Annotated in this window: 10 protein-coding genes and 1 pseudogene; 4 read left to right on the top strand and 7 right to left on the bottom strand. The window is 44.6% G+C overall.

Annotated features, from left to right (window positions below):
- Positions 1-76: 76 nt before the first annotated feature.
- From QUB70_RS26985 to QUB70_RS26955, 7 genes and pseudogenes are all read right to left on the bottom strand, one after another.
- Positions 77-529, bottom strand: a pseudogene (locus QUB70_RS26985) (rhomboid family intramembrane serine protease); the annotation flags it as partial.
- A gap of 288 nt (positions 530-817) precedes the next feature.
- Positions 818-1,447, bottom strand: coding sequence for a hypothetical protein (locus QUB70_RS26980; RefSeq protein ID WP_332984585.1), 630 nt, complete (start codon positions 1,445-1,447; stop codon positions 818-820).
- 21 nt (positions 1,448-1,468) lie between these two features.
- Positions 1,469-3,493 carry a glycoside hydrolase family 10 protein gene (locus QUB70_RS26975; protein ID WP_332984583.1) on the bottom strand — a complete coding sequence of 675 codons (2,025 nt, stop codon included), beginning with the start codon at positions 3,491-3,493 and terminating at the stop codon, positions 1,469-1,471.
- A gap of 139 nt (positions 3,494-3,632) precedes the next feature.
- Entirely contained in the window at positions 3,633-5,033 is a 1,401-nt protein-coding gene (gene tftA, locus QUB70_RS26970) for a hormogonium tapered terminus morphoprotein TftA (RefSeq protein ID WP_332984582.1), read from the bottom strand.
- Between the two features lie 170 nt (positions 5,034-5,203).
- Entirely contained in the window at positions 5,204-6,301 is a 1,098-nt protein-coding gene (locus tag QUB70_RS26965) for a DJ-1/PfpI/YhbO family deglycase/protease (protein ID WP_332984581.1), read from the bottom strand.
- A 303-nt stretch (positions 6,302-6,604) separates the two neighbouring features.
- A complete protein-coding gene (locus QUB70_RS26960) occupies positions 6,605-7,363 on the bottom strand; it encodes an SDR family NAD(P)-dependent oxidoreductase (RefSeq protein ID WP_332984580.1) in 759 nt (252 codons plus the stop codon).
- Positions 7,364-7,617: 254 nt separating this feature from the next.
- Positions 7,618-10,644, bottom strand: coding sequence for a PAS domain S-box protein (locus QUB70_RS26955; RefSeq protein ID WP_332984578.1), 3,027 nt, complete (start codon positions 10,642-10,644; stop codon positions 7,618-7,620).
- Between the two features lie 556 nt (positions 10,645-11,200).
- On the opposite strand from QUB70_RS26955, the gene QUB70_RS26950 reads away from it, so the two are divergent.
- The 4 genes from QUB70_RS26950 to QUB70_RS26935 all read left to right on the top strand — a co-directional run bounded on the left by QUB70_RS26950 (position 11,201) and on the right by QUB70_RS26935 (position 17,497).
- A complete protein-coding gene (locus QUB70_RS26950; RefSeq protein WP_332984577.1) occupies positions 11,201-13,387 on the top strand; it encodes an EAL domain-containing protein in 2,187 nt (728 codons plus the stop codon).
- 329 nt (positions 13,388-13,716) lie between these two features.
- Positions 13,717-14,676 carry an NAD(P)-dependent alcohol dehydrogenase gene (locus QUB70_RS26945; protein ID WP_332984575.1) on the top strand — a complete coding sequence of 320 codons (960 nt, stop codon included), beginning with the start codon at positions 13,717-13,719 and terminating at the stop codon, positions 14,674-14,676.
- Positions 14,677-14,796: 120 nt separating this feature from the next.
- On the top strand, positions 14,797-15,642 hold the full coding sequence (tatC, locus tag QUB70_RS26940) for a twin-arginine translocase subunit TatC (protein WP_332984574.1): 846 nt from the start codon (positions 14,797-14,799) through the stop codon (positions 15,640-15,642).
- 670 nt (positions 15,643-16,312) lie between these two features.
- Entirely contained in the window at positions 16,313-17,497 is a 1,185-nt protein-coding gene (locus QUB70_RS26935) for a calcium-binding protein (RefSeq protein ID WP_332984572.1), read from the top strand.
- Positions 17,498-17,541: the final 44 nt, after the last annotated feature.

Genomic DNA, 17,541 nt, shown 5'->3' with positions numbered 1-17,541 from the left:
ATTAGACTAAAAAAGTTGGATGGCTGGAATTTCTCAAAAATACCAGTAAGATGAATCACATCTGCGGAATGTGGGATCTAAGAATGTAAGCTCCCATAACGCCTGCGATCGCGCCGCTAGCACCCAGGGACGGAATGGCAGATGCTGAGGAAAAAAACCACTGAGTTAGTGAGGCTAAAACGCCGCAAGTAAGGTAAAATATTATAAATTTGACGTGTCCTAAACGCTCTTCTACGTTGTTGCCAAAAATCCACAGAAATAACATATTTCCGGCAATGTGGAGAAAGCCTGCGTGCAGGAATTGGGAGCTAATTAGTGTCGTCCATTCGGGAAATGGCGAAACTGGCAGCGCTACCGGACACATATTGCTTAACTGGCAAGGAACTACGGCCCAAGAGTAGAAAAATTGGGTTAATTGTCGCTCTGGCAAACTGAGTTCGTACAGAAATACTAATATGTTTGCAGCAATCAGTCCGTAGGTAACGTAGGGAGTGATATTAATGGGATTTTCATCGCGTAAGGGAACCACAGCTTTTTTTTCCTCGACATCAAAAATATTGGCAACAGGATAGCGCATTTATCGCCAAGCTGTCTCCTGTCTAGAGGAAGAAGTCATTAGTTATTAGTCAGAGGGGAGAGGGAAGAGGGAAGAGGGGCTTGGCTGCGGTTGCCTTCCTATGAAGGCAAGGGAAAGTGTTTAGACTTATTGCATAATCTTTGATTGATACGAAAACCGCAGATGCAAGGCAGATCAACGCAGATCGACGCAGATAATTTCTAGAATTGAAAGCAAATCAATGCAATCTTGTCTAAACAATTAACGTAATTCGCCCATTTCTAATTTTCCTAGTACAATTAAACTTTCTAGGTCTTCCACCGCATCAGAAAGGTGAGTTTTTACTGTCTTTCTTACTAATTCTAAGGCAGTTTCATCAGCCCCTCCTAACATCCGCGTCAAGTCGCCAATATCTATACCGCGACTCGCTTGCAATTTCATTACGATCAAATAAGGCAATCCGATAATTGGCAAATTGTCGGGGGCGATGTTAGGATTTGCGATCGCTTCTACAACCCAAGGTTGTTGTGATTCAAGAACATCCAAAATACTACCGTCTGGTAGTTGCCAACTACTACCACCAATGCTGAGTTCTCCAACTTTTATGCTGCCAGTTGACACTAATTCTTGATAGAGATTTTCGGCATCATCAGTCAATACTAAAATATCTAGATCGTCAGTCATGCGTTCTGGCATATAAAGCCTGGTAGCAATTCCTCCTACAACAACAAACTGAGTTTGTTTGATAATAGCTTTAATGTTAGTCACTGGACGGTTCCAAGTTCTTTTTTTGAGAAATTCTAAGCTGCTGCCGCTACCAGGACGGCATCTGCGAAGAGCCATTTCTATGTAAACTTTTCGTCTTTGTTCGGGAAGTCGCAGATTTTTCATTCTCATCCTTACATTTATATTTTAGGCTGCTATTTCTATGAAAACTCCTACACTTTCTACGGCCATTATACTCACCGCGCACAAAGCGTAAATCCCCGTTCCTACCGCTACTTGTACTGTGTCTGCATTGAGAATTTTGATGAGATTCCAGTTATTGCCATTCTTTTGATAAAGCGTCCAAGAACGGATGTTCTGATTGGCTGGATTTTTCCACTGCAAAACATTGCTATTTCCCACTTTTTTTACTTCGATTCCTGTCGGAGGGGGCGGCGGAGTACCCTTTTGCCACGGCATCGCGGGAACGAGTGCGGGTTTTGCGTAAGTAGTCGATTTGAAATTATCGTAAATTTGCTGTCGATTTTCGCTAAATGCTTTCATGCTGAAGAAAACATTACCCAAAGCTAAGTTTTGTTTAGAGTTTCGCGTAATCTCAATTTGCTTGTTAATCTCGTTTACCGTCCACTTGTCGCCGTCGAGCTTTCCTAAGTTATTTCCGACGTAAATATGTCTATTTTTGGGGTTGTTTTCTAGCCACCATTTCAGCAAAACAGGATAGCTTTGAGCTGTTTGGTCGATGCGCCAATAAAGTTGCGGATTTAAATAATCTACCCAACCTGATTCTAACCATTTTTTGGCGTCGGCGTAAAGTGTTTCGTAGGCATCTAAACCGCGGCTTTGCGGCGGCTGGCCTGGGCGATATATGCCGAAGGGACTGATGCCGAATTTAACGTTGGGTTTTGTCGCTCGAATTCCTTCTCCCAGTCTTTTAACTAACTTGTTAACATTTTCCCTGCGCCAGTCTCCTAAACTCATTTTCCCGCCTCGGGAAACATAACTATTGTAAATTTTGCTGTCGGGAAATTCTTTGCCGGCAATCGGGTAAGGATAGAAATAATCGTCGAAGTGAACGCCGTCTATATCGTAGCGCTTTACTACGTCTAAAATGACGTTGTAAGTTTTTTCTAGCACTAAATCAATTCCCGGGTCCATCCACCAGTCGTCGCCCCACGGATAAACGCATTCGGGATTGGTAACAGAGATGTGCGGGCTGACGTTGGGAGGGGTTTGGGTATAAGAAACTTTGGCGCGGTAGGGATTTAACCAAGCGTGAACTTCGATGTTGCGTTTGTGGCTTTCTGCAATGGCAAATGTTAAAGGGTCATAATAAGGTTCTGGTGGTTTTCCTTGAGTTCCTGTTAGCCACGCACTCCAAGGTTCTAATTGTGAGGCGTAAAGGGCGTCGCCTGCTGCTCTAATTTGGAGGATAATTGCATTGAAATTCATTTCTTGCAGCCTGTCAAGAATTTTTAGCAGTTCGGCTTTTTGTTGTTCTGTTGAGAGTTTGTTGCTCAATGGCCAGTCAATATTCCACACGGATGTGATCCAAACTCCGCGAAATTCTCGCTGGTGGCTGACGCTAACTTGCGGTCGCGGAACTTTACTCAGAACTATAATATATTGAGAATAGATTTGCGGCGCTCTTTTGAGATAAACTAAAGCTTGATAAACCCAGGCGGCGACATCGGCGCGGGTTGCGTTTCCGGCGGGATTTAATAAGTTTAAATTTGGAGAGTTGACGACTATTTCGGATTGGGTGGCTAGGGCGATCGCCTTTTTGGCATAGTTGGGAATTTCGGTACTGTCTTGGTAGATGTTTGATAGGATAAGATTAGTTGTCGGTGCAGCATTTGACCCAAAAATTCCGCTAATTAAGGCAACTAATGCTTCGGCTCTGGTAATCCTATTTTCGGGTTTGAACAGGTTGTCGGGATAGCCGGATATAAACCCTCTTTTAAATGCTGTTTGAATGGCGGCGGCGGCCCAGTGAGTTGCGGGAACGTCGGTAAAGGGAATGTAGGGCCGTTTGTCGGGTATGGGAAAAGCTTTGCTGACAATGGCGGCAAATTCGGCGCGGGTGAGGTTGGTGTTGGGGCGAAAAGTGCGATCGGGAAAACCGCTGATCACTGCCCGTTCTACTAAGCCGTCAATGAATATTTTCGCCCAATGATTTTGAATGTCGGAAAATTGGATATTGCTGGAGACCATAGCTATACAGATTGATTTAAGATTGATATATTTAGTCTGGGATGCAAAAGTGATTTTACGCGCTAATTATAGCGGTAAGGCGCGCAGCGCGCACCCTACAAGAGGCTTTGCGCAAGTTCTGATTCAAATGCAGAAAAGCTTATAACAAACCTGCATTTTCGTACAAAAGCCGGATTATATTGATGATTTTTTGTCCGTATAAGGGGTCGGAATTCCAGCGGCCTGCAAGTTCGTTGACGGTGGGGGCGACGCCGCGCTTGACAAAGCGAAAACGCACGTTTTCTTGAACTAAAGGTTGGTTGATCGGTTCTGTGCTGCCGTAAGCTTTTAGGTGCTGAATTTGTGCTCTAATTCCTGTCCGGGCGTCGGGAAATGAGATGCCGGAAGTGGTGGGGCTGATGATGCCCATGTCGGCAAAGTTAAATTGTTGTGGTTTGACTGCACCGCCAAAGTTGAGATAATTTGTTTCCAAACACATTTGGCAAAAAGCTACGTCGTGGTTGACGCCTTCTGCGGCTGCTTCTTGCACGTAAATTTGAGGTAAATTGGGAAATGCTGTCAGGGCTTTGCTGTTAGTTTTGGTGAGATATACAGTGATTTGTTGGGCGGTAGTTAAACCGCGACCCATGATTTTTCCCACGCCTGAGAGGATATCGCGGCGCGATCGCAACAATACTGATGTTGTAGACTGATCCCAAGCTACGGAAATGTCGCGATCGCGCAAATCGATCGCCCGCACGAACACTACTCCATTGTACGTTACCCGGCGATCGGCTGCCTCTGGTTTGATGTCGAAAACGTCTAGAACTTCGGAAGGGACAAAGGCATTTCCGTTCACCAAAATGCCTTTTTCTTCGTACCGCGCACCGTTGATTTGGATATTAATTAAGGGATAAACTATAGGTTTTGGGGGAGGTGTCGGTGCCGGAGTCGGTGCCGGAGTCGGTGCAGGTGTGGGTGTCGGCAAGGGTTTCAAATTGGTATTTTTTAACCAAGCTTCGAGTCCGTCAGCGAGTCCGAGAGCGACATCGCGGCGGCGAGTTTGAATAATTCGCAAGTCGTCGGGACTGGTCAAAAAACCGATTTCTATTAACAGCGAAGGAATGTTCACGCGCCGGCAAAATCCGAGGCTGCCGACACCGGCTTCAGTATCTGCTTTTGCGCCGCGCCTCGGTATTTCTGGACATCTACGCAAATAGCCATTTAAGATTAAATCCGCATCTGCTTTTCGCTTGGGGTTGCTGGCAATATAAAACGCGCTGGCACCGCGAACTTGGGGATTAGAAAAAGCATCGGCGTGTATTTCTATTGCTACATCTCCGGCGAGGCAGCGGTTGTTGATCCAAGCGATAGTTTCTACCAAACTCAGAGTATCCGGCACGGAGAAAGTGTCTATGCCTCGCTGCCGCAATTCGGCTACTAATAAATCCCGAGTTAGAATAAGTTCCTGAGCTTCGGTTGTGCCAAATGCGATCGCCCCGGAATCCCGCAAACTTCCTTCAAACCCGCCGTGTCCGGCTGAAACAAAAATAGAACCCATTTAATAAAACTCTCCACCTTGCAGTTACTTCAGTGTCAGCTTTTTAGTCTTGGGTTTTATTTTACCGCAAATTGTATATTTTGTTTTTCCACAGCAAGTTTGTAGTTGCGCCCAGGAGTGCGGGTTTTCACCCCTGGGCACAACTACAAACTTATCGATCCCCCTGTCAGTTACATCTTTACAGCCGGGCTAGTCGAAGGTTTGGGAGCTTTTATTTCCTGCGAAACTGCACGGGCGCGGAAGACTTTAGCAACTGCTTGCTCGCACTTAGACAAATCCGATTCTATCTCTGTAAAAATGGCAGTTGATACCGGATCTGTGAACTTCGCCCGCAGGTTGTTGATATCGACAACACCGGTTTGCAAATCGCCGAGAGTGCTCCGCAGCAAGAACGTTTCATCGGTTCCTTGCACCGAGGATTTTAATTTAGCGTATTTGTCGGCAATTTGGGCGGGAATTGAGGGTTTTTCGCCGAAATCGTTGAGGCGCTTTTCGAGAGCGAGGATGTGGTGCTGTTTATTTTGGATCATTTCTGCAAGGAGCGATCGCAAATCGCTGTCTTGGGTTTTTTCCGCATAGTTTTGAAACGCTTCGCAAGCATAACGTTCCCCTGCGAGGGCGGTATTCAAACCTTTAACAATGTCGCCTTGTGTGGAACCGCCCCAACCATTAGCTAGTTTCCACCATTCTGCACTGGCGTCGGTTTCCTCGGGTAAACCGACTGCTTTTCCGCCGTAACCGAGGCGAGCCAGAATTGCGGTGGTAAATACTGCTAAATCTCCCGGTTGGCGGGAAGTAATCAAGTTGCCGTCAACTACTAAAGCTTCGTTGATGTAGTTAGCTCCGGCATTGATCATATCTGTTTTAATTGCCAAGAAACCAGTCGCATTTTTGCCTTTTAGCAAGTCGGCTTCAATCAAAACTTGCGGGCCGTGACAAACTGCTGCCACGATTTTTCCTTGTTCAAATGCTTCTCGTACAAAGCGCACTGTATTGGGGTTAGTCCGCATTGTATCGGGAGCCATACCGCCGGGAATTATCACTGCATCGAATTCTTCTGCTAGTGATTCAGTGGTAGTTCCGTCAGCCTGCTGGGCAACTTTTCCTTGTTTCCCTGCATACTTTTCGTTTGTCCGCGAACCGAGGACAACTACTTCAAATCCTGCTTGTTTTAAGGCGTTGTAAGGAACTAGAAATTCGGAATCTTCTACTCCATTTTCGATGAGGATAGCAACTCGTTTGGTTTGGGCTTTGTTCTCGGCTGTCATAATCAGTTTCCATTTAGGTAGCATTTTCTATAAAATTAATTCATTTGTTGCTGTTTTCGCGTCTGGCTAAAGTGATAAATTAGTTGGCGGTAAAATGTGCGAGCGTGAGTCTTTGGAGGTAGGCTTTTGTGTATTAGCCGCACGCTACAATTTTAACCAAATTGCAAAAATCCTGTTAATCAAATTTTGGGACGGGCTAGAAGCCCATCCCACAAGATTTTTTAATTTTGGGACGGGCTAAAAGCCCATTCCACAAAATTTTTTTCTTGTGGAACGGGCTTCTAGCCCGTTCAAATTATAGCCTCAATGCACGTAAGAGGCTCCATTAATGTCGATCGTAGTCCCGGTAGCGTGGGTTGCCAAACCCGATGCTAGAAAGGCGATAACGTTGGCGACATCTTGAGGAGGAGCGATTTTGCCGATCGGGATATCGCGCACAATCTCTGCTTCGCCAAACTCCCGAATAAACTTATCTGCCATTTCCGTACTGACAAATCCCGGTGCAACTGTAAAAGCCAAAATATTATCAGCCGCGAATCCTCTAGCAATGCTGCGAGTTAAAGAAACAATCGCACCTTTTGATGCAGCGTAGTGCAGATAATTCGGGTCATCGCCGCGAAAAGCAGCGCGACTTGCTATATTAATAATTGTACCGCCACTGCGAGTTTTGAAATGTAGAATTGCTTCCCGGCACAAATCAGCAACAGCAACTAAATTAACTTGTAGAGTTTGCTGCCAAGCTGACGACCAAATATCGAAATCGTCCTCTATACCCGCCGACTGCATAATCCCAGCATTGTTAACTATAATATCAATATGACCGCGCCATTTTACAGCATCTTGCCACAAACTATAAGCCGCCTTTGGTGACATCAAATCTGCTTCTAATAAATAACAGCGATCGCCCGCGACACTTGCTGCTACAGATTCCGCTGCTTTCCGACTGCGACAGTAATGCAAAATCACCTCAGCCCCAGCATTAACCAGAGTCCGAACCGTCACTGCACCAATCCCTTTCGAGCCACCAGTTACTAAAATCACCTTTCCAGTTAAATCAATCATTTCTCTTTCTCATTTCTCTCTGCGCCCTCTGCGCCCTCTGCGGTTAATAAAAAAAATAAATCCCGTTCACAAACGAAAGAGAATTGCTATATGATACAGCACATTCCATCTAATGTGTATGTAATTTCCTCATGCTGATGGATATCTGCAACAGACATCTCCAAAAACTCCCAAATCCTTTCCCCTGTTGATTTCTATTGGAAATATACCCACTGCTGACAGCACTATAGCTTCTTTGTCCTTAAACTCGATAACTAAACGGGATTCGGGAGCAGAGGTAGAATTAACTCCATAATTTGGTCATACTTAAAGTTATTGACCGAATCAATTAGCGCACTGGAAAGGGTTGATTGAGATGCGGGAATTTGTTTAATCAACTCGTTCATGACTTCGGTATCAATCTCGTAGGCAGCTTCAAACATTTCTTCTAACCACTCAGAGGACATCACGGCTATATCTTCGGGAGATAAAGTGTCAACACCTAATTTTTGGGGATTTTTTCCTACAACTGTGTAGATGTACTCTACTCCCAAGTGTTGAGCGAGTTTGTCAAAGACGAGCCTTTCTTGAAAAGGCTTGCTGATAAAGTCGTCACAACCAGCCATAAGAACTTTCTCTCGATCTTCTTCAAAAACACTGGCAGTTAAAGCAATAATGACAGTCTCTTGTCCATTAGGGTGTTCTCTAATGCGTTTGGTAGCTGTGTAGCCATCCACGATCGGCATTCGTAGATCCATCCAAATCAGGTCTGGGAACCAACTTTCCCACAGGGATAGTGCTTCAACTCCCTGTGTTGCTTCGCGCACCTCAAAACCGACTGAGGTAAGGAGTTTGACCAATAAGCGGCGATTTTCCTCTACATCTTCAACAACAAGGATGCGGTAAGTTGGTTGTCCTGGAGCTATACCAATCACTCTTTGTTTAGGCAATTCTGAGGCAAGGCAGACTGCTTGAGGTAACTTTATCCCAACTTCAAAGTAAAAAATGCTGCCCTGATTCAATGTGCTTTGAACCCGAATCTGACTGCCCATGAGTTGGACAAATCTTTGGCTGATAGCTAGACCTAGACCAGTACCTTGATTTAATTTATTCCCAGCTTCAGCTTGCACGAACGCCTTAAATAAGCTGTCAACTTCTGTTGGAGCAATTCCCACTCCAGTATCCTCAACTTCAAAACATAGGCGACAGGACGTTTGGTCGCTCTGTTCCGATCTTACTCGTAAGGTGACGCTTCCTTGATTAGTAAACTTAATCGCATTACCGAGCAGATTGACTAAGACTTGATACAGTTTTTTCTCATCGGTATGCACAAATTGGGGAAGATTGGGGTCTCGCTCGACAATTAGTTTCAATCGTTTCGATTGGGCTTTACTTTGGAACATTTCTTCAATAGAATTCAGCAATTTTTTTAGATCGAAGTCAGAAAGATAGAGTGTCATCTCTCCGCTCTCAATTTTGGATAAATCTAAAATGTCGTTAATCAATTCCAATAAATGTTCGCCGCTACGATTGACGATCGCCAGATCGTTTTGGAGTTCGGGAGTCAGAGCAGGATCGTAACTCATCAATTGCGTAAATCCCAAAATAGCATTGAGAGGAGTACGGAGTTCGTGGCTCATATTGGACAGGAACATACTTTTGGCTCGGTTTGCTGTTTCTGCTGCTTCTTTAGCTTGCTGAAGTTCCCACTCGGCTTGTTTGCGATCGCTAATGTCAATTAAATATCCCAACATTTCCACTGGTCTACCTGCACGATCTCGAATTAGTCTGAGGTGATTGAGCATCCAGCGATAAACCCCATCTGAGCGACGAATACGGTATTCATGGAAATAAAAATCATTGACGAATGGATTGGCTAAGCCATTAAGCACTCGTTCTAGATCGTCTGGGTGTAAGTTATCCACCCAAAATTCAGCATCTGCTAAAAACGCCATGCTTTCATAGCCCAATACGTCTTTGACATTTTCGCTGATGAACGTTGCTGCATAATTGCCATCAGGTTTACAGCTAAAAATAATGACGGGGCTGTAGTTCAGGAGAAAGTTGAGGCGATTTGTGGTAGCTTGCAAGGCTTGCTCAGCTTGTTTCAGCTCTGTCACATCCTCGTGAACCGCAACAAATACGGTTCCATATTCAGGATGCTCAAACATGGATGTAAAAGCCCTGCACCAAAAAAGTCTTCCATCTTTTTTCTTATTGTAGACTTCATATTTTGCTTCTCCTTGCTGCTCAATTTGAGTGACAACATCTTCAACGCTTTTGTCGGGTGTAATCTCTGTATCGAGGTAATTTATTATACTAACAGATTGACCGGCGAGTTCACCCTCTGCATAGCCAAACATCTCATCAAACTTGGGATTGGTGTAGACGATCGTCATATCTGATGCTTTGACTAAACACACTCCACCTGCCATGTTATGCATAATAACACTCTGAAGCTCTAGCGTCTTTTGAGCTTCTTTTCGAGCGGTAATTTCTTGAAGTTGAGAAATAAAATGCAGTGGATTTCCCTGTCCATCTTGTACTAGCGATACATCAAGAAGACTCCAAACTATATTTCCTTGTTTATGGAAATACCGTTTTTCTATTTGGTAACTTGAAATTGTTCCTGCTAATAGCTGATGTACATAACTAAGATCCAGGTCTAAATCGTCGGGATGGGTAATGTCTTGGAAAGTTAACGCTAACAACTCTTCTGAGGAGTAGCCAAGAATCTGACATAAGGCAGGATTGACTTTAACCCAGTGACCATCAACTGAAACGAGCGCCTTTCCAATTGACGCATTTTCAAACGCCTTGCGAAACTGCTCTTCACTGTTTCGTAAAGCCACCTCAATTTGTTCGCGTTTGTTTTCAGTCCGCTTGCGCTCGTCGATCTCATTCTCTAAGGCTTGATTTGCCGCAATAAGTTGAGCTGGACTAGGAAAAGCTAAGGCTGATGGAATTAAAAACACTAGCTCAAATGCAGTATATATAGAAATCAGAGCAGTAATAGCTTTAATTCCTCCAGAAAGCCAATAAGTAGGATACCAAAGCGTCCAAATTTCCATGATATGAGTTGTACCACAGGCAATTATGAAGGCGCTAAACAGAAAAACTACTTTCGGAAATGGAGTATCTTGGCGCTGTCGCACAAAGTAGATTAGCATGATGGGGATGGAGTAGTAAGCTAAAGCGATTAAACCATCGGATAAAATATGTAATCCTACTAAGTTTGTTTGCCAGAGATAGCAGTGACCGTGAGGAATGAATCCTCCACTTGAAAAAAATTGTGTAATCATAGCTAACCTGAATTATTAATGAGTGCTGAAGTGCTTAGCGATCGAGTTCTGCCATTGCCCGCTTCATCGTCGAAGTCCTATCGGGAAAACCACTTTTGAGTAGGGAGATGTCAAATTGCCAACCCAGCAGCACGAGACATCCGATCGCAATGACGAGTAGATTTGCCCTCTGAGAAATGTGCTTGTTCCTATATCGGCTGCTTGGGTTGAAAAAATATTCTCCTGATGTTAAGCGAAACGAAGAAGGGCAACCGCGGGGGGATTATCCCTACCTGAACAAGTCAGATTTTGTAGGGACTGTGCCACCGTGCCAGCCCTAGATATCTGCGATGCACGAATTCTTTATGCGTAAAGTGAATAGATGATCGCCTAATAATTCAAGTATACTCTTGTTCATATAGCAATACTCCTGGCAGTTTTTTGGGCAGCGACTCAAACCCGCATTGTACCGTTTGTGATTTCACAGAGTAAGGAACTCAGAACCCGTATTATACCGTTGGTGATTGAAAACTGTCCGAACAATTGTCATAGGCTTATAGTGCTCTACCAGGAAAGTATGGAAAGCAGTAGGATTGTCGATAGAACTAGGGATAGGGTTAGCGATCCAGCTACCAACTACCGAGGCAATATTTTAATTGTTGACGATCTGCCTGATAACCTGCGTCTTCTCAGCCGTACTTTGAGCGCACATGGTTATAAAGTTCGCAGTGCCACAACAGGCGCAATGGCTATCCGAGCCGCCCAATCGCCATGGACGGAACTAATTTTACTCGACATTAAATTGCCCGATTTGGATGGCTATGAAGTTTGCAAACAATTAAAATCTGACGAGAAAACCGCAGGCATTCCGATAATTTTTTTGAGTGCTCTCAATGAAACTTTCAATAAGGTTCAGGGGTTTGCTGTTGGTGGGGTAGATTATATTGCTAAGCCGTTTCAAGTCGAAGAAGTATTAGCTCGTGTCGAAACTCACCTAACCATCCGACGGTTGCAACAAAGCCTCCAAGAGCAGAATTTACGTCTCTTGAGAGAAATTGAAGAACGCGAACGTCTCGAAGAGTCCCTGTTTGCCGAAAAAGAACTAGCTCAAGTGACGCTCCAATCGATTGGCGATGCAGTTATTACTACCAATGCTCAAGGTAATGTGCGATATTTCAATCCTATCGCTGAGCAACTGACAGGCTGGAAGGCTCATGAGGCTCAGGGACTCCCCCTGTCTACAGTCTTTGTAATTGTCAATGAAGTAACGCGAAAGCCAGTAGAGAATCCGATCGACAAGGCTCTGTTGGAGAATCGAATTGTGGGCTTAGCTAACCATACTATCCTCATTGCCCGCGATGGGACGGAGTATGCCGTTGAGGACTCAGCAGCACCAATTCGAGACCGCCAAGGTCAAATTATCGGGGCAGTCATCGTCTTTCATGATGTTACCGAATCGCGCAATCTTGCTAGTCAAATCTCTTGGGAAGCCACTCACGATGCTCTGACGGGTTTAATCAACCGTCGAGGATTTGAGCAGCAACTAATTGAGGCGATCGCCTCTTGTCAAGATAGCAATCAGCAGCACGCTCTCTGTTATTTAGATTTAGACCAGTTCAAAGTCGTTAACGATACCGCAGGTCATATTGCTGGCGACGATCTACTGTGCCAAATCACCGCACTTCTTCAAAATGGAGTCCGTGCTAATGACACGCTGGCTCGTTTGGGAGGTGATGAATTTGGTCTTTTGCTCAGTCAATGTCCCCTCTCTCAAGCAGCTAAGATTGCGGAACAACTCAAAGACCTAGTGCATCAGTTTCGGTTTATTTGGAATGGCAAAACCTTTATTATTGGAGTCAGCATTGGAGTTGTTGCTATTGACCAAACAAGCCAAAATTTGAGGGATATTCTGGGAGCGGCTGATGCAGCTTGTTATGCCGCCAAAGCCAGAGGCCGCAACTGTGTTCATATTTATAGTCTAGATGATAGCGAACTAATTAAACAACGTGGTGAGAGGCAGTTGATTTCCCAAATCAGTCGAGCGCTGGAAACCAATCGTTTTTGTCTCTACTACCAAAAGATTGTCTCTATTACCTCTAAACCATTAGTAGAGCATTATGAGCTTTTGCTCAGAATGGTGGACGAAAATGGAGAATTAGTATCTCCAAATGAGTTTATTCCCGCCGCCGAGCGTTACGGCTTGATAACTGAGATCGATTGTTGGGTAATCGAAAAATTTTTCTCTAACTATCACAATTTTCCCGAGAAAGATGTTCTTAGTCAAGGCTTATATACGATCAATCTTTCTGGGGCTAGCATTAGTAACAATCAGTTTCTGAGGTTTTTAATCGAACAATTTTCTCGCTACCAAGTTCCCCCTCAGAGAATTTGTTTTGAAATCACGGAAACCGCAGCGATCGCAAACTTTGAGCAAGCCAGATATTTCATGAGCGAACTCAAAAAGATTGGTTGTCGCTTTGCTTTAGATGATTTTGGCAGTGGATTGAGTTCCTTTGCTTATCTGATGAATTTACCAGTTGATTATCTAAAAATTGATGGTGCTTTTGTCAAGAATATTAGTCATAATTTGATTTCTCAAGCGCTGGTTGAAGGCTTTAATCGTATTGCCCATGCGATGAATCTTGAAACTATAGCTGAGTTTGTCGAAGACGAGACTATCTTAGAAAAATTGCGGGAGATGGGAGTAGATTATGCTCAGGGTTATGGGATCGGTCATCCGGTCCCTATTAATTTTAATCGCTAGTCGATCGCACGGCGTGCCAGCGAACCCATTGCCTGACGCCTGCGCCCAGTCGGTCGGCCTTCAAGAAAGTCGATCGCCCGCTGCTACAAGGCTAGCTGAATTTACTGTGCCACATTTAGATCGAATGTGCTGTAATTGTACAGGATTGAGTGTTCTATTGCAATACGGTTCAATTAAGACAGATCCCCCCTAACCCCCCTTAAAAAGGGGGGGACAAGAATGCCCTCAAAGTCCCCCTTCTTAAGGGGGATTTAGGGGGATCTCCGGGGTATAAATAGTGTTAAGTGAACCGTATTGTGTTCTATTAAAAATAGACCGGAAAATTTGCCATGAAAGCAGTTGCGTTCGATCGCTACGGTTCCGCCGAGGAATTGCAATACCGAGAATTGTCCAAGCCGATCGCCAAATCCAACGAATTGTTAGTCAGAGTTCGCGCTAGCAGCGTCAATCCCGTAGACTGGAAAATCCGGCAAGGACACCTGCAACTATTCACAGGATTTAACTTTCCTAAAATCGTCGGTTCTGACATCTCAGGAATTGTCGTGGAAGTCGGTCGGGAAGTCACCAAATTTCAACCCGGAGATGAAGTTTATACCAGCTTAAATCCCCTGACTGGTGGCGCTTGTGCCGAATACGCTGTCGTACCCGAATCTTCTGCCGCCATTAAACCTCAAAACATCACTCATGCAGAAGCAGCAGCAGTACCGATCGCAGGTTTAACTGCTTTGCAATCGCTCAGGGATTTGGGTCAAATTCAAGCAGGAAACAAAGTATTGATTAACGGCGCTTCCGGCGGAGTCGGCACTTTTGCCGTGCAAGTTGCGAAAGCAATGAATGCGGAAGTAACGGGAGTTTGCAGTGCTAAAAATCGAGATTTTGTCAAGAGTTTGGGAGCCGATTTTGTCTTAGATTACGCACTAATTGACTTTACTCAACAAACCGATAAATATGATATAATTTTAGATGCTGTGGGGACAAAAACATTTGCTGAATGCGAAAAAGTGCTGCAACCGGAGGGAGTTTATATCTCGACTTTGCCGAGTTTCGACAACCTCGCACCGATGTTAACGAGCTGGTTTTTGTCTGGTAAAAAAGCTAAGTTAATTGTAGCCGATACCAACCCCAGCGATTTAGGCATTTTGCGAGAATTAATCGAATCTGGTAAAGTTGAGCCGATTGTCGATCGCACTTACAGCTTAGCAGAAGTAGCAGCAGCCCACGCTTACAGCGAAACGGGCCGCGCGATCGGCAAAATTGCGATCGTCATTGAAGAAGTCATTAGTCAGTAGTCATTAGTCATTAGTTAGTTGTTGGTTGTTATTTGTTGGTTATAATAACTGAAGCCAATGCTTTTGGGCCCGATGCCCGATGCCCGATGCCCGATTCCCCATTCCCCATTCCCATTCCTTATGACAGCCCCCTCAGACTTGGAGACATCCGAACAAAATTTCGACGACAATAACCTCGAAAATAACCTCGAACCGAGCATTTTACCAATTGCAGACAGTTTCATGGGTTCCCGCAACTTAGAAAACGAATTTCTCGACGAACTCCCCGACGAAGTTGAGATGTCTTTGTTCGACCATTTAGAAGAATTGCGGCAGCGACTTTTCTACTCGCTAATTGCCGTCGCAATCGGTGTAGTCGGCTGCTTTTTATATGTGAGACCGATCGTACAATTGCTAGAAGTACCGGCCGGGCCAGTCAAGTTTTTGCAACTAGCTCCCGGAGAGTATTTCTTTGTCTCGATTAAAGTTGCCGGATATAGCGGTTTGCTAATCGCCAGCCCGTTTATTTTTTACCAAATAGCGTTATTTGTTCTCCCAGGCTTGACTCGCAAAGAACGCGGGTTGCTCGGCCCGGTTTTCTTCGGTTCTAGTTTCTTATTTTTAGGCGGGTTAGTATTTGCTTACATAGCTTTGATTCCTGCGGCGCTCAACTTCTTTGTCACCTACGGGGCGGATGTTGTAGAGCAATTGTGGTCGATCGACAAATACTTTGAATTTGTTTTATTATTAATGTTCAGCACTGGCTTAGCATTTCAAATCCCGATCGTGCAAGTCTTGCTCGGTCTTTTGGGCATAGTTTCTTCCAACAAAATGCTCTCCGGTTGGCGGTATGTAGTCTTGGGAGCGGCCGTTTTGGGAGCAGTTTTAACGCCTTCTACTGACCCTTTAACGCAAAGTCTTTTAGGAGGTGCGGTGCTGGCTCTTTACTTTGGTGGCGTTGGTTTGGTGAAGCTTTTAGGACGATGAGAATTAAGAATAGCAGACAATGTAAAAGTTACCGAACATCTGAATTTTAAAATTGTCTGCTATTTTTAGCCGAGATTGGGATTGTTGTCAACTTATCTTAAAAACATTGCTTCAGCTATTTTGAGGGCGAATTCCCTATTTACTTAAGTAAGTTTATAAACATTGTGTAAAGCTAAGCTTCTCAGCGATTTGAGTAAGTTGATTGTTTTATATGATAATCTTTGCTGATTTAGTATCGGTTTGATAAGTATTTAATATAAAATATAAAATTCACATTAGCAAAGTTTAGTGTTAGGTGTCTGGCGTCAAGGTTTTGAGCCTTAATTCACACTATTCTTTAGGCGATAGGGCTGGCAATCATAAGTTATTTTAATAAGTTTGTTTTTAAGCTTTTCATAAAGATTTGACACGAGCCGATCCTTAGTATTCGATTTAGAGATAACATACCGACACAGTGAAATTACTGAACAAGAACGTAAAACTTCAGCAAAAAAGTCAAGCTGGCTCACCGAAGTCTAGCTATATCTTTTGAGTTTCCTGGCTGCCTAAGATAGGAGACTTGTTGGTTTTTTGGGTGGATTTTTTAGTAAGTTCATTTGAAAAATTCACACTGTAAATTTTTACCTTTTTGACGGTTTCAGTTTCTTAATCTCAATCGGAAATTAAATATATGGCAACAACAACTGGCACTGCTGGCCCTGACAACTTCTCCGGCCCTCCCGCTTCCACTGCTGGCAATGACATTATCAATGGCATGGCTGGCAATGACACTCTCTGGGGCTTGGGCGGCAATGACTTGCTTGATGGCGGGGATGGCTATGACTTGCTCAATGGCGGGGATGGCATCGACACAGTATCTTACACGAGTGCGAGAACTGGTATCGATCTTCAACCCATCGATAAGTGGCCGGACTACTACTACGGTTCTCCGTACGTCCGCACTACCGATGGATTGGGCGGTTATGACCGGCTTTCGGGTCATGAAGTCGTTATCGGTTCTAACTTCGACGACACCTTAGTTGGCCGGAACTCCAATAATGAAACGCTCTTGGGCGGACGCGGTAATGACTCTTTGTGGAGTGGTGGCGGTAATGACTTGCTAAATGGCGGCGATGGCATCGACACAGTATTTTACAGCTCTGAGGACAGAAGAGATGGTATCAATCTTCAGTTAGGCGAAGTCGGCGACGGTTCTGGGTTAGGCAGGGCTACTTGGCGCTTTGAGATCATTGTCGGGCTACGTTCCAGTTCTCAATTACCCGACTTTGTAGACTCGCTTTCAGGCATTGAAGTCGTTATCGGTTCTAACGCAGACGACACCTTAGTGGGTGGGGGCGACAATGAGACGCTCTTGGGCGGACGCGGTAATGACTCTTTGTCGGGTCGTGCCGGCAATGACTTGCTCAATGGCGGGGATGGCATCGACACAGTATCTTACAGTTTTGGAGGAACTGGCGTCTATCTCCAATTGGGGGCTGTCGGTGACGGGTCTGGGTTAGGTCGGGCTTCCGACGGGCAGGGCGGCATAGACTCGCTCTCCGGCATCGAAGTAGCAATAGGTTCTAGGTATAACGATACTCTCCTTGGTGGAGACGGCATCCAAACACTGATTGGCGGGGCCGGCGACGACTTATTGTTTGGCTTGAGCGGTGATGATTATCTGGTTGGTGGCAGGGGGGCTGACAAGTTTAGGCTTTGGATGAGTGGGAGAATAGATACTGTTGCTGACTTCAAGCAAGGTGAAGATAAACTTTTGGTACGTTCTCGCGCTCCCTTTACAGACATAACTTCTAAGTCTGCGATTAATGGTTTAGATACCGAGATGGCTCTCCTGACTTTATGGTGTATAATGTAACAAACAATACATTTGCTGTCATGGACTTTTATTTGGACTATATA

It is taken from the genome of Microcoleus sp. A003_D6, from assembly GCF_036702825.1.
In the GTDB taxonomy this organism is placed as follows: domain Bacteria; phylum Cyanobacteriota; class Cyanobacteriia; order Cyanobacteriales; family Microcoleaceae; genus Microcoleus.
The sequence above is the reverse complement of the archived record's forward strand: the minus strand, read 5'-3'. Positions and strand labels throughout refer to the sequence as shown.